This window comes from Sphingomonas sp. 7/4-4 (assembly GCF_027941955.1).
Classification (GTDB): domain Bacteria; phylum Pseudomonadota; class Alphaproteobacteria; order Sphingomonadales; family Sphingomonadaceae; genus Sphingomonas.
Genome location: NZ_CP115960.1, coordinates 4,072,158 through 4,092,397, shown reverse-complemented (window position 1 = coordinate 4,092,397; position 20,240 = coordinate 4,072,158). Strand labels below are relative to the sequence as shown.

20 protein-coding genes, 4 pseudogenes and 1 riboswitch are annotated in these 20,240 nt (G+C 66.8%); of the genes and pseudogenes, 17 read left to right on the top strand and 7 right to left on the bottom strand.

The genetic code is table 11. The features are described from left to right. Positions 1 to 70: 70 nt before the first annotated feature. The 5 genes from rpsJ to rpsL form a co-directional block, all read right to left on the bottom strand. Complete coding sequence (gene rpsJ, locus PIB19_RS20890; RefSeq protein WP_029936463.1) at positions 71 to 382, bottom strand: 30S ribosomal protein S10; 312 nt, start codon at positions 380 to 382, stop codon at positions 71 to 73. Between the two features lie 150 nt (positions 383 to 532). Next, a complete protein-coding gene (gene tuf / locus PIB19_RS20885) occupies positions 533 to 1,726 on the bottom strand; it encodes an elongation factor Tu (protein WP_271238873.1) in 1,194 nt (397 codons plus the stop codon). Between the two features lie 79 nt (positions 1,727 to 1,805). Further along, entirely contained in the window at positions 1,806 to 3,902 is a 2,097-nt protein-coding gene (fusA, locus tag PIB19_RS20880; RefSeq protein WP_271238872.1) for an elongation factor G, read from the bottom strand. 66 nt (positions 3,903 to 3,968) lie between these two features. After that, positions 3,969 to 4,439 carry a 30S ribosomal protein S7 gene (gene rpsG, locus PIB19_RS20875; RefSeq protein WP_077511480.1) on the bottom strand — a complete coding sequence of 157 codons (471 nt, stop codon included), beginning with the start codon at positions 4,437 to 4,439 and terminating at the stop codon, positions 3,969 to 3,971. Positions 4,440 to 4,492: 53 nt separating this feature from the next. Further along, positions 4,493 to 4,864, bottom strand: coding sequence for a 30S ribosomal protein S12 (gene rpsL, locus PIB19_RS20870; protein ID WP_029936467.1), 372 nt, complete (start codon positions 4,862 to 4,864; stop codon positions 4,493 to 4,495). Positions 4,865 to 5,297: 433 nt separating this feature from the next. Between rpsL and PIB19_RS20865 the strand changes: the two genes are divergently transcribed. Next, positions 5,298 to 5,732: a bactofilin family protein gene (locus tag PIB19_RS20865; RefSeq protein ID WP_271238871.1), complete on the top strand. Its 435-nt coding sequence runs from the start codon at positions 5,298 to 5,300 to the stop codon at positions 5,730 to 5,732. Positions 5,733 to 5,859: 127 nt separating this feature from the next. Here PIB19_RS20865 and PIB19_RS20860 read toward each other — a convergent pair whose 3' ends face one another. Further along, positions 5,860 to 6,441, bottom strand: a complete 582-nt coding sequence (locus tag PIB19_RS20860) for a DUF4142 domain-containing protein (protein WP_271238870.1) — start codon at positions 6,439 to 6,441, stop codon at positions 5,860 to 5,862. A gap of 146 nt (positions 6,442 to 6,587) precedes the next feature. On the opposite strand from PIB19_RS20860, the gene PIB19_RS20855 reads away from it, so the two are divergent. Further along, a complete protein-coding gene (locus PIB19_RS20855) occupies positions 6,588 to 7,052 on the top strand; it encodes a GFA family protein (RefSeq protein ID WP_271238869.1) in 465 nt (154 codons plus the stop codon). A gap of 175 nt (positions 7,053 to 7,227) precedes the next feature. Here PIB19_RS20855 and PIB19_RS20850 read toward each other — a convergent pair. Further along, positions 7,228 to 8,280 (bottom strand): annotated as a pseudogene (locus PIB19_RS20850) (methyl-accepting chemotaxis protein); the annotation flags it as partial. Positions 8,281 to 8,463: 183 nt separating this feature from the next. Beyond that, positions 8,464 to 8,650, top strand: a riboswitch (cobalamin riboswitch). Between the two features lie 117 nt (positions 8,651 to 8,767). Here PIB19_RS20850 and PIB19_RS20845 point away from each other — a divergent pair. The 15 genes and pseudogenes from PIB19_RS20845 to PIB19_RS20785 all read left to right on the top strand — a co-directional run bounded on the left by PIB19_RS20845 (position 8,768) and on the right by PIB19_RS20785 (position 20,231). Next, positions 8,768 to 9,130 carry a TonB-dependent receptor gene (locus PIB19_RS20845; RefSeq protein WP_271238868.1) on the top strand — a complete coding sequence of 121 codons (363 nt, stop codon included), beginning with the start codon at positions 8,768 to 8,770 and terminating at the stop codon, positions 9,128 to 9,130. Between the two features lie 44 nt (positions 9,131 to 9,174). After that, on the top strand, positions 9,175 to 10,395 hold the full coding sequence (locus PIB19_RS20840) for a TonB-dependent receptor plug domain-containing protein (protein ID WP_271238867.1): 1,221 nt from the start codon (positions 9,175 to 9,177) through the stop codon (positions 10,393 to 10,395). Next, on the top strand, positions 10,392 to 10,607 hold the full coding sequence (locus tag PIB19_RS20835) for a TonB-dependent receptor (RefSeq protein WP_271238866.1): 216 nt from the start codon (positions 10,392 to 10,394) through the stop codon (positions 10,605 to 10,607). Before PIB19_RS20840 ends, PIB19_RS20835 begins: the two co-directional genes overlap by 4 nt. Before the next feature lie 74 nt (positions 10,608 to 10,681). After that, positions 10,682 to 11,431 (top strand): ABC transporter substrate-binding protein, encoded by a 750-nt coding sequence (locus PIB19_RS20830; RefSeq protein ID WP_271238865.1) that lies wholly within the window; start codon positions 10,682 to 10,684, stop codon positions 11,429 to 11,431. Next, positions 11,428 to 12,399 (top strand): FecCD family ABC transporter permease, encoded by a 972-nt coding sequence (locus tag PIB19_RS20825; protein ID WP_271238864.1) that lies wholly within the window; start codon positions 11,428 to 11,430, stop codon positions 12,397 to 12,399. The genes PIB19_RS20830 and PIB19_RS20825 overlap by 4 nt, the downstream gene beginning before the upstream one ends. Beyond that, positions 12,390 to 12,722 (top strand): annotated as a pseudogene (locus tag PIB19_RS23315) (ATP-binding cassette domain-containing protein); the annotation flags it as partial. The gene PIB19_RS20825 and the pseudogene PIB19_RS23315, both read left to right, overlap by 10 nt. Next, positions 12,653 to 12,844: pseudogene (locus PIB19_RS23310) on the top strand (hypothetical protein); the annotation flags it as partial. The pseudogenes PIB19_RS23315 and PIB19_RS23310, both read left to right, overlap by 70 nt. A gap of 57 nt (positions 12,845 to 12,901) precedes the next feature. Further along, the gene (locus PIB19_RS23305) at positions 12,902 to 13,165 is read left to right on the top strand and encodes an ABC transporter ATP-binding protein (RefSeq protein ID WP_336297213.1); all 264 of its coding nucleotides are present in this window, start codon (positions 12,902 to 12,904) and stop codon (positions 13,163 to 13,165) included. 210 nt (positions 13,166 to 13,375) lie between these two features. Then, positions 13,376 to 14,872, top strand: coding sequence for a CoA-acylating methylmalonate-semialdehyde dehydrogenase (locus PIB19_RS20815; RefSeq protein WP_271238863.1), 1,497 nt, complete (start codon positions 13,376 to 13,378; stop codon positions 14,870 to 14,872). A gap of 62 nt (positions 14,873 to 14,934) precedes the next feature. After that, positions 14,935 to 15,435 (top strand): hypothetical protein, encoded by a 501-nt coding sequence (locus PIB19_RS20810; RefSeq protein ID WP_271238862.1) that lies wholly within the window; start codon positions 14,935 to 14,937, stop codon positions 15,433 to 15,435. Next, positions 15,432 to 15,797 (top strand): annotated as a pseudogene (locus PIB19_RS20805) (polysaccharide deacetylase family protein); the annotation flags it as partial. The gene PIB19_RS20810 and the pseudogene PIB19_RS20805, both read left to right, overlap by 4 nt. 562 nt (positions 15,798 to 16,359) lie before the next feature. After that, positions 16,360 to 17,505 (top strand): acyl-CoA dehydrogenase family protein, encoded by a 1,146-nt coding sequence (locus PIB19_RS20800; protein ID WP_271238861.1) that lies wholly within the window; start codon positions 16,360 to 16,362, stop codon positions 17,503 to 17,505. Further along, the gene (locus PIB19_RS20795) at positions 17,502 to 18,548 is read left to right on the top strand and encodes an enoyl-CoA hydratase/isomerase family protein (RefSeq protein WP_271241052.1); all 1,047 of its coding nucleotides are present in this window, start codon (positions 17,502 to 17,504) and stop codon (positions 18,546 to 18,548) included. The genes PIB19_RS20800 and PIB19_RS20795 overlap by 4 nt, the downstream gene beginning before the upstream one ends. A gap of 103 nt (positions 18,549 to 18,651) precedes the next feature. Next, complete coding sequence (locus PIB19_RS20790; RefSeq protein ID WP_271238860.1) at positions 18,652 to 19,428, top strand: enoyl-CoA hydratase; 777 nt, start codon at positions 18,652 to 18,654, stop codon at positions 19,426 to 19,428. Further along, the gene (locus PIB19_RS20785) at positions 19,428 to 20,231 is read left to right on the top strand and encodes an arginase family protein (RefSeq protein WP_271238859.1); all 804 of its coding nucleotides are present in this window, start codon (positions 19,428 to 19,430) and stop codon (positions 20,229 to 20,231) included. The genes PIB19_RS20790 and PIB19_RS20785 overlap by 1 nt, the downstream gene beginning before the upstream one ends. The last annotated feature ends 9 nt before the right edge of the window (positions 20,232 to 20,240 follow it).

Here is a 20,240-nt window from a genome sequence, read left to right as displayed (position 1 = left end):
CCGGCAAACCGGAACTCGCGAATCTCGTGGAGGCGCGCCTTTACGTCAGCGACGCTTCCCTGTCCAGCCTTTAGGCCAGCTTGATCTCGACATCGACGCCGGCAGCGAGGTCCAGCTTCATCAGTGCGTCGACGGTCTGCGGGGTCGGCTGCACGATATCCAGCATACGCTTGTAGGTGCGGACTTCGAACTGCTCGCGCGACTTCTTGTCGATGTGGGGACCACGGTTGACCGTGAACTTCTCGATCTTCGTCGGAAGCGGGATGGGACCACGGATAAGGGCGCCGGTACGTCGGGCGGTGTCGGCGATGTCGCCGGTCGCCTGGTCGAGCACTCGGTGATCGAACGCCTTCAGGCGAATACGGATATTCTGCGTTTCCATGGTACCTGCCAATGCGAAAGAGCGGGCCTCGTAGTCGAGGCTCTTGCTGTTAAACCCAAAACCGGAGGCGCGCCCTTACAGCGCCCCTCATAGAGGCAACCGCCCGGGGCTCTCTTTGAGAGAGCCCCGGGCGGTTGTTTATCCCTAGTCTTACTTGTCGATCGAAGCGACGACGCCTGCACCGACGGTACGGCCGCCTTCACGGATCGTGAAGCGCTGACCGACGTCCATGGCGATCGGCGCGATGAGCTTGATGCCCAAAGCGACTTCGTCGCCCGGCATCACCATCTCGGTGCCGGCCGGCAGCTCGATCGTGCCGGTCACGTCCGTGGTACGGAAGTAGAACTGCGGACGATAGTTGGCGAAGAACGGCGTGTGACGGCCACCCTCGTCCTTCGACAGCACGTAGACCGACGACTGGAAGTCGGTGTGCGGCTTGATCGAACCCGGCTTGCAGAGAACCTGGCCACGCTCGACCTCTTCACGGCCGACGCCGCGGATCAGCGCGCCGATGTTGTCGCCGGCCTGGCCCTGGTCAAGCAGCTTGCGGAACATTTCGACGCCGGTGACGACGGTCTTGCGGACGGCTTCCTGGATGCCGACGATCTCGACTTCCTCGCCAACCTTGACGATGCCGGTCTCGACGCGGCCGGTGACGACCGTGCCGCGGCCCGAGATCGAGAACACGTCCTCGATCGGCATCATGAACGGCTTGTCCAGCGGACGCTCCGGCTGCGGGATCGACTCGTCGACAGCGGCCATCAGCGCAAGGATCGCCTGCTTGCCGAGCACGTCGTCCGAACCCGAAAGCGCGGCAGTCGCCGAACCGCGGATGATCGGAATGTTGTCGCCGTCGAACTCGCGCTTGGAGAGCTCTTCGCGGATTTCCATCTCGACCAGCTCGAGGATTTCCTCGTCGTCGACCAGATCGACCTTGTTGAGGAATACCACCATGGTCGGCACGCCGACCTGCTTGGCGAGCAGGATGTGCTCCTTGGTCTGCGGCATCGGGCCGTCGGTGGCGGCGACCACGAGGATCGCGCCGTCCATCTGGGCGGCACCGGTGATCATGTTCTTCACATAGTCGGCGTGGCCCGGGCAATCGACGTGCGCATAGTGACGAGCAGCCGTCTCATACTCGACGTGCGCGGTCGAGATGGTGATGCCGCGCTCGCGCTCTTCCGGAGCCTTGTCGATGTTCGCGAAATCGACTGCGACGCCGCCCGAGGTCTCGGCCAGCACCTTGGTGATCGCTGCGGTCAGCGAGGTCTTGCCGTGATCGACGTGACCGATGGTGCCGATGTTGAGGTGCGGCTTGTTCCGCTCGAATTTTGCCTTCGCCATTGCTTTCCTACCTTCTGGATTCTGATTCGCGGCCTTCAGGGCGCCACGCGAACGCGGCCCCTTAGCGACTCATTTCGGGTTACGCCAGCTTCGCCTTCACTTCGTCGGCCACATTCGCGGGCACTTCGTCGTAATGCGAAAACTGCATGCTGTATTGCGCGCGGCCCTGGGTGAACGAGCGGAGCGCGTTCACATAGCCGAACATGTTCGCCAGCGGGACCATCGCGTCCACCGTCTGCGCGTTGCCGCGCGTATCGGTGCCCTGGATCTGGCCACGGCGGCTGTTCATGTCGCCGATGACGTCGCCCAGATAATCCTCCGGAGTGACGACCTCGACCTTCATGATCGGCTCGAGCAGCTTGATGCCCGACTTCTGGGCCGCTTCGCGCATCGCGCCGCGGGCACAGATTTCGAACGCCAGCGCCGACGAATCGACGTCGTGGTACGCGCCGTCATACAGCAGGATCTCGAAGTCGATGATCGGGAAGCCGACCAGCGAACCCGTGGCAGCCGTCTCGCGGAAGCCCTTCTCGATCGCGGGGATATATTCCTTGGGAATATTGCCGCCCTTGATCTCGTCCTTGAAGATGATGCCCGAACCGCGTTCGCCCGGCGTGAGCTTGACCTTCACGCGACCGAACTGACCGGTACCGCCCGACTGCTTCTTGTGCGTGTAGTCGATGTCCACCGGCTTCGCGAGATACTCGCGATACGCCACCTGCGGCGCGCCGACATTGGCCTCGACCTTGAACTCGCGCTTCATGCGATCGACCAGGATCTCGAGATGGAGCTCGCCCATCCCCTTGATGATGGTCTGGCCGCTTTCGGCGTCCGAAGTCACGCGGAACGACGGGTCCTCGCGCGCCAGGCGATTCAGGGCGACGCCCATCTTCTCCTGGTCGGCCTTGGTCTTCGGCTCCACCGACAGCTCGATCACCGGCTCGGGGAATTCCATCCGCTCGAGGATGATCGGCGCGTTGATGGCACACAAAGTGTCACCGGTCGTGGTGTCCTTCAGGCCCGCCAGAGCGACGATGTCGCCGGCATAGGCCACCTGGATGTCCTCGCGCTCGTTCGCATGCATCAGCAGCATGCGGCCGACCTTTTCCTTCTTGTCCTTGACCGAGTTCGTGACCTGCGACGCGGTCTCGAGCTTGCCCGAATAGATGCGTGCGAAGGTCAGCGTGCCGACGAACGGATCGTTCATGATCTTGAACGCCAGCGCCGAGAACGGAACGTCGTCCGAAGACGGGCGCTCGTCCGGCGTCACGCCGTCGAGCTTGAGGCCCTGGATGGCGGGAACGTCGAGCGGGCTCGGCAGATAGTCGACCACAGCGTCGAGCAAAGGCTGGACGCCCTTGTTCTTGAACGCCGAGCCGCACACCACGGGCACGAACGCCATGCTGAGCGTACCCTTGCGGATCAGCTTCTTGAGGTCGGCGACCGATGGCTCATTGCCTTCGAGATATGCCTCCATCAGGTCGTCGTCCTGCTCGACGGCCATCTCGATCAGCTCGCTGCGATACTTGGCGGCCTTTTCGGCCAAGTCCGCGGGAATGTCCTCATAGACGAACTTCGCGCCCAGGCTCTCTTCGAGCCAGATGATCGCGCGGTTCTCGACCAAGTCGACCAGGCCCTTGAAGCCGCCCTCGATACCGATCGGCAGATACAGCACGGCCGGACGCGCGCCCAGACGCTCGATGATCGAGTTGACGCAGAAGTAGAAGTCCGCGCCGGTGCGGTCGAGCTTGTTGACGAAGCACATGCGCGGCACGCCGTACTTGTCGGCCTGGCGCCACACGGTCTCGGACTGCGGCTCGACGCCGGCAACGCCGTCGAAGCATGCGACCGCGCCATCGAGCACGCGCAGCGAACGCTCGACTTCGATCGTGAAGTCGACGTGCCCGGGAGTGTCGATGATGTTGATCAGGTGCTCTTCGCCCTTGCCCTCTTCGGCGCGCCACTTGCACGTCGTAGCGGCGGACGTGATCGTGATCCCGCGCTCCTGCTCCTGCTCCATCCAGTCCATCGTCGCGGTGCCTTCGTGCACTTCGCCGATCTTGTAGGACTTGCCGGTGTAATAGAGGATGCGCTCGGTCGTCGTCGTCTTGCCGGCGTCGATGTGCGCCATGATGCCGATATTGCGATAGCGATCGAGCGGATGGCTGCGGGCCATGATCTCAGTTTCCTTAGCGATTTGGGGAGCCGCTGGTGGCGGCTCCCCAGAATATAGGGTCGAAAATTACCAGCGGTAGTGGCTGAAGGCGCGGTTCGCTTCGGCCATACGGTGGGTGTCTTCGCGCTTCTTCACCGCGTTGCCGCGGTTGTTGGCGGCATCCATCAGCTCGCCCGAGAGGCGGGCCGACATGGTGTGCTCGCTGCGATTGCGCGCGGACGTGATCAGCCAGCGGATCGCAAGTGCCTGGGCACGCTCCGGACGGACCTCGACGGGAACCTGGTAGGTCGCACCGCCGACGCGGCGCGAACGGACCTCGATGCCCGGCTTGATGTTGTTGAGCGCTTCATGGAACACGCCGATCGGCTCGCGCTTGGCGCGCTGCTCGACGGTTTCGAGCGCCGTATAGACGATGCCCTCGGCCACGGACTTCTTGCCGTCCAGCATGACCGAATTCATGAACTTGGTGAGAACCTCATCCCCGTAAACGGGATCAGGCAGGATTTCCCGCTTCTCGGGACGACGACGACGAGCCATCTGATATCTTCCTTCTAAACTTCAGCCTTGGAGGTCGGCATAAGCCGGCCGGCTTACTTCGGACGCTTTGCGCCGTACTTGGAACGCGACTGGCGACGATCCTTCACACCCTGCGTATCGAGCACGCCGCGAAGGACGTGATACCGAACGCCGGGAAGATCGCGCACGCGGCCGCCGCGGATCAGGACCACCGAGTGCTCCTGAAGATTGTGGCCCTCGCCCGGAATGTACGAAATGACTTCGCGCTGGTTGGTCAGGCGGACCTTGGCCACCTTGCGCAGAGCCGAGTTCGGCTTCTTCGGGGTCGTGGTGTAGACACGGGTGCAGACGCCGCGCTTTTGCGGGTTCTGCTCCATCGCAGGGACCTTCGACTTGGCCTTCTGCGGTTCGCGGCCCTTGCGGACCAGCTGGTTGATCGTTGGCATGAAGCCCTTCACCTTTAAGTTACCGGATGATCCGGCGGTTACTTTGCTGGAGCCCAGATTCTTCTCGAAAAAATCAAATCTCTATAGAATACGAAAAGGCCCCGGGTGTCTTTGACCCCCGGGCCATTGCGTCTCCAGCAACGTTCAGCTCTTTGTTCCCCGAGTCTTATGCCTTGTGGGGCCCTCGCGGAACGGGGGCGCCTATAGCTGTGGAGGCATGCGGGGTCAATGGGGGCAGCGGGCGCATTTGGCTCGACGGTCCGACGCCGGGCACCGCAGCTTCGCTCGCAATGCTCGCTGCCGCTCCTTCATGCCGTGCGCTCCGGCGACTCAACGATAATCGACCAGTCGAGCGGTTCAGCGAGTTTTGGATTCCGCCCGACAATGATAGGCACACACCGGGGCTTCGAGTCCCGGGCTGGGGGAGTATCTTATGTTCAACGGCAACAAGCGCGACGACCGGCCCACGAGCCCGGCGCAGGCAAGCGGACGCGGGCGCGGCATGTTCTCGGTGATCGGCCCTGACATGGAAGTGACCGGCGATGTCCGCGCGACCGCCGACCTCCATATCGACGGGAGCATCGAGGGCGACGTCTATTGCGGCAACCTTGTCCAGGGACCCGAGAGCCGGATCGTCGGCGGCGTCACTGCCGAGACCGCACGGATCGCCGGGACGATCGAAGGCAGCGTCCACGTCAAGCACCTCACGGTCGAGCGTTCGGCGAAGATCATCGGCGATGTCGAATATCAGGACATCACCATCGAGAATGGCGGCCATGTCGACGGCCGGCTCAAGCGGACCGGCGGCGAGGCCGCGGCGACCGGGCCGCGCGCAGTGCCCGACATGGCGCAGGAAGAAGCGGCCTAAACCTTCCTTCCTTCTCCCTCTCCCCTTCAGGGGAGAGGGTCGGGGAGAGGGGCAAGTGCGTCGCGCCCTCGATAGGCACCTCTCCCCGGCCCTCTCCCCGCAAGCGGAGAGAGGAGAGAGTTCCCGCCTACAGCCCCTTGATCTTGGTCAGATGCGCCTGGACGATCTTCTCGGCATCGCCCGCGAACTTCTTGAGCTCGGGAACGTCGCCGGTGGCGGCATAGTCCTTGACCGCGGCGAGCGCTTTCTCGTGCGCAGCGATCTGCTGGGCCTTGTAGGCAGCGTCGAACGCCGCGCCGTCGGCCGCCCGCAGCGCCGAGAGATTGGCCTCCTGCTCGACGGTGAGCGTCGGATTGGGCGTGATCGCCGGGCTGGCCTTGGCACCGGCCGCCTTGAGCTTGTCGGTCGAGGCGGTGTGATGCTCGACCATCATCTTGCCGAAGTCCTTGAGGCCCTTGGCCTGCGCCTTTTCCTGCGCCAGCTTGCCGGCCTCGATCTCGTAATAGTCACTGGCGCCGACATCGTTGGCGAACTTCTGCGCCGGCGACAGTGCCGCATCCGCCATCGCCATATTGTCGGCGGCGGGCACGTCCAGGGCCGATACGTTGTCGGCGGTTGTGGTCGCGTTGGTCGTGGTCGTCTGGTTGCCGCCGCAAGCGGCAAGTGCGAGCGCCGGGGCGAGCCCCAGGATCAAATGATGCGTCTTCATGGCAAGGCGGTCCTCCTAGGCTTGCCACAACGCAGCCCCGGCCCCGCCGTTCCTCCTTCCCAATGAGATAGCCGCGCACCCGCGATGATCGTGCTTCCGGCATTGCCGTCGCAAGGGGTGCCGCTAAAAGCGCGCTGGAGGTGCCAATGGACGCTTGGAAATTGCCTTGGGAAGGCGGATGCCGCTGCGGCGCGGTGCGGGTGCGCGTGAGCGCGCCGCCGATGATGACGATGGCCTGCCATTGCACCGGCTGCCGCTCGATGAGCGCGAGCGCCTTCTCGCTGACGATCAGCATTCCTTCCGAAGGCTTTGCGGTGACCGCAGGCGAGACGGTGATCGGCGGGCTGCGCGGACCGCAGGCCCATCACCACCATTGCGACAGCTGCAAGAGCTGGCTGTTCACCCGGATCGAAGGCATGGATTTCTTCGTCAATTTGCGCGTGCCCGTGCTCGACGAGCATGGCTGGGTGACGCCCTTCCTCGACACGTACGCGTGCGAGAAATTGCCCTGGGCCGAGACCGGCGCGAGGCACCGGTTCGACACCTTTCCCGATCCCGAAAGCTATCCGGCGCTGATGGCCGAGTTCGCCGAGACCGGCCCGCGGCCCTAGGCCGCGCGCAGCTCCGCCAGGAACGCTTCCAGCTCTTCCGAGAGCGCCCCGCGCCCTGCTGCAGCCGTGCGGCGCGGGCGCGCATGGTGTCGACGCTGTCCTGCGCCGCACGCGACGTCTCGCCGATCGCGGCGACATCGTCATGGATCGCGGCACTGGCGGCGACCGCTTCCTCGACATTGACGGCGATCGTCCGGGTCGCGGCCTCCTGCGCCATCACCGCGGCCTGCACGCCGCTCGCCAGCTCGGCCATCGCCTCGATCGCACATTCGACCTCGGCATGGCCGCGCGCGACATCGTCGATGCCGTGGCGGATCTCGCCGACATGCGCTGCGATTCGCGCTGCCGCGGTGCTGGTCTGGCTGGAGAGCTGCTTCACTTCGTGCGCGACGACAGTGAAGCCCCGTCCCGCCTCGCCCGCACGCGCGGCCTCGATCGTGGCATTGAGCGCGAGCAAATTCACTCGGGCCGCGATCTCGCTGATCAGCGCGATCACCGAATCGATCGTCTGCGCGGCGCCCAGCAGCTCGCGCGTGCGGTTGCTGCCCGCGGCGACCATATCGGCGGCGCGCGACGCCGCGCCGCGCGTGGCGTCGCTGCTCCGCTCGATCCGCGCGAGCGCGCCGGCGAGACCGCGGCCGCGCTCGGCGATCTCGCCGATATTGTCACGGGTTTGCGACGCCGCCGCCGCCACCGCGACCGCGCGGTCGCCGAGATCGGAGGCGCGGCCGGCGGTGCCCGAGGCGTCGTGCTGCAGCTCGGTGGCGAGCGCGCGCATCGTCCGCGACAGCGAAGTCACCTGCGCCTCGAACCTGAGACTAGCCTGCTCGATGCGCTCGGCACGTTCGACCCGGGCGCGGGTTTCGCCGCGCTCCTGCTCGGCGGTCATGTGGAGCAGGCGGCGATTGGTGAGCACGCCGGCGACGCGGCCGTCGCGGGTGAGGATCATCCCCTCGCTGCCATTGGCGGCGCGATAGGCCCGGGTCAGCGCGCCCACGTCCCGCGTCATTTCCGCCACCGGACAATCGCGCACCAGCCGGGCGACGGCGTGGCCGTAACTGGGGTTGCGCAGCAGCGCGTGGCCGAAGGGATTGAGCAGCAGCTGCCGCACATCCTTCTCGAACACCGCGCCGACCGGGCGATCCGCGGCGTCGACCACTGGCACCAGCCGGATGTCGGTATCACGGGTGAAGATGTCGACGGCCTCGAACAGTGAATCGCGAAGCATCAGCAAAGGCGGGCTCGCCTCTTCCGGGCTGAGCCAATCGGGAGACGAGCGGGGCAACGGAGACGAGGCGGTTCGCATGAGGCGCTTGTGCGGCAGGCTGGTAAACGCCGGATTGACCGTTGGTTACACTAAAGAGACAAACCCACATTTATTTCGCTGTTGCAGCGAAACCGGGCCGGGCGTAGAGGCGCCGCCGTGACAGGTGTCCCCGCAAGGGGATGAAAATGGGAACTCGGTTCGAACCCGAGGCTGCCCCCGCAACTGTAACCGGCGAGCATTCGCGCCATCATGCCACTGGAGCACATCCGGGAAGGCGGCGCGCATGTAGTGACCCGGGAGCCAGGAGACCTGCCAGTCACAGTCGATTCCTTTGCGCGGGCGGGGTGCACCGGGCGAACGAGGGCGTGCCCTCGCGTGAGCGACACCGTTTAACCGGGTCGCCGCGCCAATTTTCGGCAAGACGACCCCAGACGAAGGTGTCTTTGCCGTGACCAAGTTGAAGCTGTTTCTTTACGCCTCCGCCGCATTGCTGCCGGCCGTGGCGCATGCCCAGTCGGACGACGACCGGATCGTCGTCGTCGCGTCCGGCGTCGAGCAGGATGCCGAGACCACCGGCCGCTCGATCACCGTGCTCGACCGCGATTTGATCGAGGCGCGCCAGACCGTCTCGCTCTCCGACCTGCTCGCTACCACGCCGGGCGTCTCCTCCACCCGCAATGGCGGCCCAGGCGGCGTGACCGCGGTCCGCATCCGCGGTGCCGAGGATGCGCAGACCCTGGTGCTGATCGACGGCGTCCGCGCCAACGATCCTCGGCTCCCGCCGGCGCTTTCGACTTCGGCAATCTGCTGACCGGCTCGGTCCAGCGCGTCGAAATCCTGCGCGGGCCCAATTCGGTGATCTGGGGCAGCCAGGCACTGGGCGGCGTGGTCAATGTGGTCACCCAGAAGCCCGTCGACGGGATCGAGGCGCGCGCCAATGCCGAATATGGCTATGCCGACCAGATCTCCGCCAACGCCGCGATCGCCGCGGGCAACGACACGGTGCAGGGCGCGCTGACCGGCGGCTATTTCCGCACCGACGGCATCTCGCAGGCGGCAGCGGGCACCGAGGCGGACGGCTATCGCCAATATAATGCCAGCGGCCGGCTTCGCGTCGAGTTCGCACCGGGCTTCGGCGCCGATCTGCGCGGCTATTACGCCAATTCGCGGCTCGAGCTCGACGGCTTCCCCGCCCCGACCTTCAGCTTCGCGGACACCGACGAGTATTCGACCGCGCAGGAGCTGTACGGCTATGCCGGGCTGTTCGCCAATTTCGGCGGCCTGGAAAACCGCGTCGCCTTCACCATCGCCGACGTCAATCGCGACGGCTATGATCCGGCGCCCGGCGCCTTCACGCCGCATTATCTCTATCGCGGTCGCAGCGAGCGCTACGAATATCGCGGCGACGCGAAGCTGGTCGAGCAGGTCCGCGTGACCTTCGGCGCCGAGCGCGAGAACCTCCGCTTCTACGATGGCAGCGACACCTACCGCGCCGACATCACCAGCTTCTACGGTCAGGCGATCGTCACGCCGGTCGAGCAGGTCACGCTCACCGCGGGCATCCGCAACGACGATCACAGCCGGTTCGGCGGGCGCACGACCTGGGGCGCCAGCGCCGCGGTCAAGCCGTTCGAGAACACCTTGCTTCGCGCCAGCTATGGCGAGGGCTTCAAGGCACCGACGCTCTACCAGCTGTTCGCGCCCTTCTACGGCACCGACACGCTCCAGCCCGAGACGGCGAAGAGCTGGGAAGCCGGCGTCGAGCAGAGCGCGCTTGCCGGTGCCGCCAAGCTGGCCGTGACGTATTTCCACCGCGACACGCGCAACCAGATCGACTTCGATCTGGTCAGCTTCACCTACGCCAACATCGCGCGCACCCGCGCCGAGGGTGTCGAGGTCGAACTCGCGCTGAAGCCCGTCGCGGCGCTTACCGTCACCGCCAACTACACCTATACCGACGCCGAGAACCGCTCGGCGGGGTATGAAGGCAACCAGCTGGCGCGCCGTCCGCAGGACACCGCCAGTCTCTCCGCCGATTACCGCCTGCCGTTCGGGCTTTCGCTGGGGGCACGGTGACGATCGTCGGGGACAGCTTCAACGACCAGGGCAATTTCACCCGGCTCGACGGCTTCGCGCTCGGCAGCATCCGCGCCGAGATGCCGATCGGCGATCGCTTCGCAGTCTATGGCCGCGTCGAGAACCTGACCGACGAGAAGTATCAGGTGGTGTCGGGCTACGGCACCTATGGACGCGCGGCCTATGCCGGCGTGCGGCTGAAGCTCAACTGATGCGGGTCGCCGCGCTTCTCTGCCTCGCGGCAGCCGGATGCGCGGCGCAACCTTCGTCGCACGGGGGCGGGATCGTGTCGCTTAACCCGTGCGCCGATGCGATGCTGGTCGAACTGGTCCCGCCCGACCGCATCGCCGCGATCAGCCATTATTCGCGCGATCCCGGCGCGACCTCGATCCCGATCGAGGTCGCCCGGAAATTCAACGTCAACAACGGCACCGCCGAGGAGATCATCGCGCTGCGCCCCGATCTCGCGATCATCGACAGCTTCGCTTCGGTCTCGACGCGCGAGGCGCTTGCGCGCGCCGGCGTGAAGACGTTCACGCTCGGCTGGGCGAGCACGATCGCCGACAGCAAGACGCAAGTGCGCGAACTCGCCGCGGCGGTGGGCGCCGTGCCCGCCGGCGAAGCGATGGTCGCGAGGATCGACCGCGCCGTCACCGGTGCGCGCACCGATCGCCCGCTCGTCCCCGCCTTGCTCTGGATCGGCGGCAACACCGTCAACGGCGCGAATACCTTGCTCGACGAGATGATGGTCAAGGCCGGCTTCAGCGACCATGCTGCGCATTATGGATTGCAGGGCACCGGCTATCTCCCGATCGAGCATGTCGTGGCCGATCCGCCTCGGGTGATGCTCGTCCCCGATCAGTCCGGCCGCGACGCCAGCTCGCGCGCGGCGCAGATGCGCGGCTGGGCGCTCGCCCGCTCGGGCGCCAAGGTTCATCAGGCGCATTTCCCGCGCAGCCTCGTCAATTGCGGCGGGCCGGTGATCACCAAAGCGATGACGCGGCTGGCCGAGATCCGGCGCGAGGTGGCGCCATGAACCGGCCGCTGCTGATCCTCGGCCTCGCAGTGTTGGTGGCCCTGCTGTTCGCCGGCTCGCTGATGGCGGGCAAGGTGTGGGTGCCGCCGTCCGTCTGGTTCTCGGGCGATCCGCGCTGGTGGATCGTCGCCGAGCTGCGCCTGCCCCGCGCGATCCTCGGGCTCGCGATCGGCGCCGCTTTGGGGCTGACCGGAGCGGTGCTGCAAGGCTATCTGCGCAACCCGCTCGCCGATCCGGCGGTGGTCGGCGTCTCCTCCTCCGCCGCTTTGGGCGCCGTCGCCGCGATCGTCGTCTTCGCCGCCAGCGCACCGCTCGTCATCTTCGCCGCCGCCATGCTCGCCGCATGCGGGTCGATGCTGCTGCTCGCCGGGCTGGCGTGGCGCGCCGACAGCCAGGTCGCCTTCATCCTCGCCGGCACCGTGCTCGCCAGCCTCGCCGGCGCGCTCACCGCCTTCCTGATCTCGATCGCGCCCAATCCCTTCGCAACCGCCGAGATCATCGACTGGATCATGGGTGCGCTTACCGATCGCAGCTTCGCCGAGGTCCAGCTGGCCCTGCCCTTCATCGCGATCGGCTGCGCGCTGCTGCTGTTCACCGGGCGCGCGCTCGACGCGCTGACTTTGGGCGAAGACGCGGCGCGCTCGCTCGGAGTGCGGCTTCAGCGTACCCAGATGCTGATCGTGCTCGGCGCCGGACTCGCGGTCGGCGCCAGCGTCGCGGTCACCGGGGTGGTCGGCTTCGTCGGGCTGATCGTGCCGCATCTGCTGCGCCCGCTGACCGGCGCCAAGCCCTCGGCGCTTCTGCTCCCTGCGGCGCTGGGCGGCGCGGCACTGGTCCTCGCCGCCGACAGCCTCGTGCGGCTGGGTCCGGGTGCGTCGGAGATCCGGCTCGGCGTCGCGATGGCGTTGCTCGGCACGCCGTTCTTCTTCCTGCTCCTGTTGAAAATGCGGCGGTCGGCATGGAGCTGAGCGTCAGCGATCTCGCCGTCAGCCTCGGCAACCGCCGGGTGCTCACCGGCGTCAGCGCCGCCTTCCAGCCGGGCCGCGTCACTGCGATCCTCGGGCCCAATGGCTCGGGCAAGTCGACTTTGGTCAAGACCTTGGCTGGGCTGCTCGATCCCGACGCCGGTCACGTCAAGCTCGGCGGGCGGCACATCGCCCGGATCGAGCCGCGCGAGCGCGCGCGCCTGATCGGCTATCTGCCGCAGGACGCGACGGTGCACTGGAACATGCATGTCCACGATCTCGTCGCGCTCGGCCGCCTGCCGCACCGTTCGCCTTTTGCCGGCATTTCGCAGGCGGACGCGATGGCGATCGGTGCGGCACTCGGCGCCACCGATACGCACCCCTCGCCGATCGCGGCGCCGACCAGCTCTCGGGCGGCGAGCGCGCCCGCGTCCTGCTCGCCCGCGTCCTCGCCGGCGAACCGCAATGGCTGCTTGCCGACGAGCCGCTCGCCAGCCTCGACCCGGTGCATCAGCTCGGGCTTCTCGACCAGCTCCGCGCGCTCGCCGCGACCGGCATGGGCGTCGTGATCGTCCTCCACGACCTGATCCAGGCCGCGCGCGCGGCCGATGACGTACTGCTGCTCAAGCAAGGCGAAGTGGTAGCGTTCGGCCCCGCCGCGGAGGCACTGGCGCACCAGCCGTTGCGCGAGGCGTTCGGGGTGGAAGTGATGATCGTCCCCGACGAACAAGGCCGCCTCCTGCCCGTGCCGATCGGGCGGACCCGCTAAAATCCTCCCTCGCGAAGCGGGGAGGTGGCATGCGCAGCATGACGGAGGGGCTTGGCCGCGAGCGAACAGCCTGGGGCCAAGCCCCTCCGTCGCCTTCGGCGCCACCTCCCCGCTCACGCGAGGGAGGATTGAGAAGCCGCACCCGCTGTGCCATTGCGCAATAAAATTACACGACGAGTCGGGCCATCGCGTCCGCCGCAGGAGAGTTTTATGCGCACGATCGACCATCTCATCGCGGGGAATCCGGGCGGAGGCGCGTCGCGCACCTCGGACGTTTTCGATCCCAACACCGGGCAGGTGCAGGCGCGCGTGTCGCTCGGCACTCAGGCCGATCTCGACCGCGCCGTCGCCGCCGCGCAAGCCGCGCAGCCGGGCTGGGCCGCGACCAATCCGCAGCGCCGCGCCCGCGTGATGTTCAAGTTCAAGGAGCTGGTCGAGGCGAACATGGATTCGCTCGCGCACCTGCTCTCGTCCGAACACGGCAAGGTCATCGCCGACTCCAAGGGCGACATCCAGCGCGGTCTGGAGGTGATCGAGTTCGCCTGCGGTATCCCGCACGCACTCAAGGGCGAATATACCCAGGGCGCCGGCCCCGGCATCGACGTCTACAGCATGCGCCAGCCGCTCGGCATCGGCGCCGGCATCACGCCGTTCAACTTCCCCGCGATGATCCCCCTGTGGATGTCGGGCGTGGCGATCGCCTGCGGCAACGCCTTCCTGCTCAAGCCCAGCGAGCGTGACCCTTCGGTCCCCGTCCGCCTGGCCGAGCTGATGCTCGAAGCGGGGCTGCCGGAGGGCATCCTGCAGGTCGTGCACGGCGACAAGGAAATGGTCGACGCGATTCTCGACCATCCGGCGATCAGCGCAGTCAGCTTCGTCGGCTCGTCTGACATCGCCCATTATGTCTATCGCCGCGGCGTCGAGGCGGGCAAGCGCGTCCAGGCGATGGGCGGCGCCAAAAACCACGGCATCGTCATGCCCGATGCCGATCTCGACCAGGTCGTCGCCGATCTGTCGGGCGCCGCGTTCGGTTCGGCGGGCGAGCGCTGCATGGCGCTGCCGGTGGTCGTGCCTGTCGGCGACAAGACCGCCGACGCGCTGCGCGCCAAGCTGCTCCCCGCGATCGAGAAGCTGCGCGTCGGTGTCTCGACCGACAATGACGCGCATTACGGCCCGGTCGTGAACGCCGCGCACAAGCAGCGCGTCGAGAACTGGATCCAGACCGGAGTCGACGAAGGCGCCGAGCTCGTCGTCGACGGCCGCGGCTTCCAACTGCAGGGGCATGAGCAAGGCTTCTTCATCGGCCCGTCGCTGTTCGACCGCGTCACCACCGACATGCAGTCGTACAAGGAGGAGATTTTCGGCCCGGTCCTCCAGATCGTCCGCGCTCCCGATTTTGAGACCGCGTTGCGCCTCCCCAGCGAGCACCAATACGGCAACGGCGTCGCGATCTTCACCCGCAACGGCCACGCCGCGCGCGAGTTCGCGGCGCGGGTCAATGTCGGGATGGTCGGCATCAACGTGCCGATCCCGGTCCCCGTCGCCTATCACAGCTTCGGCGGCTGGAAGCGCAGCGCGTTCGGCGACGTCAACCAGCACGGCATGGAAGGCGTCCGCTTCTGGACCAAGGTCAAGACCATCACCCAGCGCTGGCCCGACGGCTCGCCCGACGGTGGCAACGCCTTCGTCATTCCCACGATGGGGTGAGCGGATCGACCTTGCGCCGCCCGGCGTTGGGCTCGAAACCGAAACGATTTGAAGGACTCGAGATGCGCAAAGCCGCGATGATCGCCGCCATCAGCCTCGCCGCGCTGTCGCTCGCCGGCTGCGGCGGCGGCACCGAAAAGGCCGCGACCAACGACAGCGTGGTGCTCACCGACAACAATGTCGCGACCACCCCCGCGCCGCCGGAAGCTGCGCCAAGCGCCACGGCGTCGCCCGCTCCCGATATCGGCACGGGCATCCCGACGGCGCTGCACGGCCGCTGGGGTCTCGTCCCCGCCGACTGCACCTCGACCAAGGGCGACAATAAGGGGCTGCTGACGATCACCGGCGATACGCTGCGCTTCTACGAATCGGTCGGCACTTTGGGCAAGATCGTCGAGCGCGACGCCGGCCGGATCGCCGCCGACTTCGCGATGACCGGCGAGGGCCAGAGCTGGACGCGCCGCATGACGCTCGACGCGCAGGACAATGGCCAGACGCTCGTCCGCCGCGAGCAGGGCGACGATGCAATGCCCGGCGCGTTGCGCTACCGTCGCTGCGCATGATCCGCAGCCTCGCCACCGCCCTCATCGCGCTTGTCCTGCTCGCGCTCGCCCCCGCGGCGGCCGCGCAAAAGCGCATCGCCCTCACCTTCGACGACACGCCGCGCGGCGTCGGCGCCTTCTTTACCAAGGAGGAACGCAGCAAGCGGCTCGTCGCGGCGCTCAGGAAGGCGCGGGTCGAGCAGGCCGCCTTCTTTGTCAATCCGGGCAAGGTCCAGGAGCCCGGCGACGAAGCAGTGGTGGATCGCTATGTCCGCGCCGGCCACGTCATTGCCGATCACAGCTTCAGCCACCCGCATCTCAACCAGCTCACAGTCGCCGACTATCTCGCCGATGTGGACAAGGCGGAAGCATGGCTCAAGCCGCGCCCCGGCCGCCGACCGTGGTTCCGCTATCCCTTCCTCGACGAGGGCGGCAAGGACAAAGCGAAGCGCGATGCCGTCCGCGCGGGCCTGGCCGAGCGCGGCCTGACCAACGGCTATGTCACTGCCGAAGGCTCGGACTGGAATATCGAGAAGCTCACGGTCGATGCGAAAAGGGCCGGCAAGAAGATCGACATGGCCGCGCTGCGCGATCTCTATGTCGAGACCCACGTCCAGGCCGCCGACTTCGCCGACGCGTTGATGGTCAAGTCGATCGGCCGATCGCCGCCGCACGTGATGCTGCTCCACGAGACCGACATCGCCGCACTCTTCATCGTCGATCTGGTCAAGGCCTTGCGCGCCGACGGCTGGGAGATCGTCACGGCGGACACGGCCTATGCCGATCCGCTCAAGGCCGCCGCCCCCGACGTGCCCAGCGCCAACGGCACGCTCACCGAGCTGCTCGCCTGGGAAAAGGGCCTCCCCGCCCCCGCTGGTACGAACGCAACAACATCACCCTCGCCAACCGGCTCTTCGCCGAGCGGGTGCTGCACGAGAAAGCCCCATGACCACCCAGTTCGAACTCACCGACGAGCAGCTCCAGATCCAGGAGATGGCGCGGCAATTCACTGCCGATGCGATCACGCCGCACGCGGCCGAATGGGACGAGAAGCACATCTTCCCGCGCGAAACGATCCGGGCGGCCGCCGAGCTCGGCTTCGCCTCGATCTACGTGTCCGAGGCAAGCGGCGGGATCGGCCTCGGCCGCCTCGAGGCGGCGTTGATCATGGAGGCGATGGCCTATGGCTGCCCGTCGACCAGCGCCTTCATCTCGATCCACAACATGGCGAGCTGGATGATCGACACGTTCGGCTCGCAGGCGGTGAAGGACAAATACCTCCCTTCGCTGATCACGATGGAACGCATCGCCAGCTATTGCCTCACCGAGCCGAGCTCGGGCTCCGACGCCGCCGCGCTCAAGACGCGCGCAGTGCTGGATGGCGATCATTATGTCGTCAACGGATCGAAGCAGTTCATCTCCGGCGCCGGCGAGAACGAAGTCTATGTCACGATGGTCCGCACCGGCGAGGAGGGCCCGAAGGGCATCTCGTGCCTGGTCATAGAAAAGGACATGCCGGGGGTCAGTTTCGGTGCCAACGAGCGCAAGCTCGGCTGGCATTCGCAGCCGACGCGGCAAGTGACCTTCGAGGATGTCCGCGTGCCGGTCGAGAACCGCGTCGGCGGCGAGGGCGAGGGGTTCCGCTTCGCGATGATGGGCCTCGACGGCGGCCGGCTCAACATCGGCGCCTGCTCGCTGGGCGGCGCGCAGCGCTGCCTCGACGAGGCGATCACCTATACCAAGGACCGCCAGCAGTTCGGCAAGCCGATCGCCGATTTCCAGAACACCCAGTTCACCCTCGCCGACATGGCGACCGAGCTCGAGGCCGCCCGCGCGCTGCTCTATCTCGCCGCCGCCAAGGTCACTGCCGGCGCACCCGACAAGACCAAGTTCGCCGCAATGGCCAAGCGCCTCGCCACCGATACGGGCTCGTCGGTGGTCGACCGCGCGCTCCAGCTCCACGGCGGTTACGGCTATCTGCAGGACTATCCGATCGAGCGCTTCTGGCGCGACCTGCGCGTCCACTCGATCCTCGAGGGCACCAACCAGGTCATGCGGATGATCGTCGGGCGGGAGCTGACGCGGCAGTGACCGACGACGTCCTCACCTTCGTCGAAGGCCGGACCGGCCGCATCCGGCTCAACCGGCCCAAGGCGATCCACGCGCTCAACACCGCGATGTGCGCGAAGATGCTCGATGCGCTCCTTGCCTGGCGCAGCGACACTGATGTCGAGGCCGTGCTGATCGACCATGCCGAGGGCCGCGGCTTCTGCGCCGGGGGCGACATCCGGATGATCGCGGAGAGCGGCGCGGGCGACGGCGCGGCGGCGCGCGACTTCTTCCGCGTCGAGTACCAGCTCAACCACGCGCTGTTCACCTACGCCAAGCCGATCGTCGCCTTCATGGACGGGATCACCATGGGCGGCGGGGTCGGCATATCGATGCCCGCGAAGTTCCGCGTCGCCACCGAAAACACCAGATTCGCGATGCCGGAGACCGGGATCGGCCTGTTCCCCGATGTCGGCGGCGGCTGGTATCTTTCGCGGCTGCCGGGGCGGATCGGCGAATATCTCGCGCTCACCGGCGCCCGGCTAAACGGCGCCGACTGCCTGAAGCTGGGCCTCGCGACACACTATATGGCCAGCGCAAAGCTCGACGAAGCGAAGCAAGGGCTGATCGAGCGGCCCTCGTCGGAGATCGTCAGCGTCCTCGAAGGCATGGCGGACGTTCCCGACGACGATACGATCCTCGAACACCGCGCCGATATCGACCGGCTGTTCGCAGGCGACACGCTGGAAGAGATCATCGCCGCGCTCGCCGCCGATTCCGGCCTGTGGGCAAAGGAGCAGCTGGCGATCCTCGCGACCAAATCGCCGCAGGCCATGAAGGTATCGCTCCACCTCGTCCGCCTCGGCCGGCACATGCCGAGCTTCGAGGACGAGATGCGCCAGGAGTTCGCGGTCGCCAGCCGTGTCGTCCAGCGCCCCGATTTCGCCGAAGGCGTCCGCGCAGTGATCGTCGACAAGGACAATGAACCGCGCTGGCAGCCCGCCACGATCGAGGGCGTCACCGATCACGTCATCGACCAGATTTTCGCGCCTCTGCCCGAAGACCAGGCATGGGCGCCCGCCTGAACAACAACCGTCACCCCGGCGAAGGCCGGGGCCCAGAGCCGGCGGCCGCGCCGCTCGTGGCTCCGGATCCCGGCCTTCGCCGGGATGACGAACGGAGAGAATGATGTCCGACTATGAAACCATCCTCGTCGAACAGCGCGGCGCCGTCACGCTCGTCACGCTCAATCGCCCGCAGGCACTGAACGCACTCAACAGCCAGGTCCTGGCCGAATTGCTCGACGCGATGACCGCGTTCGACAAGGACGCGTCGCAGGGCTGCGCCGTGATCACCGGCAGCGAAAAAGCCTTCGCCGCGGGCGCCGACATCAAGGAGATGCAGGCGCAGGGCTTTGCCGACATGTACGGCCATGACTTCTTCGCCGGTTGGGACGCGTTCACCCGCACCCGCAAACCGATCATCGCCGCGGTCGCCGGCTATGCGCTGGGCGGCGGCTGCGAGCTGGCGATGATGTGCGACTTCATCCTCGCCGCCGACACTGCGAAGTTCGGCCAGCCCGAGATCAAGCTCGCGGTCTCGCCCGGCATGGGCGGCTCGCAGCGCCTCACCCGCGCCGTCGGCAAGGCCAAGGCGATGGAAATGTGCCTCACCGGCCGGATGATCGACGCCGCCGAGGCCGAGCGCGCCGGCCTCGCCGCCCGCATCGTTCCCGCCGCCGAGCTGGTCGAGGATGCGGTCAAGACCGCCGCGGCGATCGCCGGCATGGCGCCGCTCGCAGTGCTGGCCAACAAGGAGATGGTCAACGCGGCCTACGAGACCACGCTCGCGCAGGGCGTTGCCTTCGAACGCCGGCTGTTCCACGCCCTGTTCGGCACCGCCGACCAGAAAGAAGGCATGACCGCCTTTGTCGAGAAGCGGCCGGGGGACTGGAGCGGCAAATAATGATCGAAACGCATGCCGCGTTCGACCTGGTGCTCGCTTATCCGCAGTGGCAGGGCTCGGGCAGGTACGAGCATCTGCCGCGCGGCGCCCGGGCGGCGGCGGAAGTCTGCGCCGTTTATGGCCCCTTTGCGGAAGTGCCCCTGAGCACGCGCGAAGGCGATGGCGAGGGCGTGCATCGCTGGGAGGCGATCCTCGACCAGTTCCACAGCGCCCAGGCGCTGCTTGCGCAGCATCGTCCGCGCCGCCTGCTGACCGCCGGCGGCGACTGCGCGGTCGACGTGGCCACGATCGACTGGCTGACCGGAATCCATCCCGGACTGACAGTGATCTGGATCGACGCGCATCTCGACGCCAACACGCCCGAGACTTCGCCCAGCGGCAGTTTCCATGGCATGCCGGTGAGCGCGATCCTCGGCAATGCGCCCGCGCCGATGCGCGCGCTGATGGGACGGCCGCTGGATCCGTCGCACTTCCGCTATGCAGGAATCCGCGTCGGCGATGCGGGCGATTGGGCGTTCAGGGATGCGCATGGCCTGACGACGCTGGATCCCGCGCCGGTCACCGGCCCGGTCCATGTGCATTTCGACCTCGACGTGCTCGAGCCCACCGAATTTCCCCATCTCGCCTATCGCGAGCCGGGCGGGCTCTCGATCGACGCAGCGGAAGCGCTGGTGGCCAGGATCGCGCGCGAGGGCGATGTCGTGGGCTTTACCGTCACCGAATTCGCGCCCGCCGACGACGAAGCTGCTGGTGAGGGAAGCAAGGTGATCCGGCGGCTCGTCGACGCCGCCGTCCGGAAGTAAGGAAGAAAC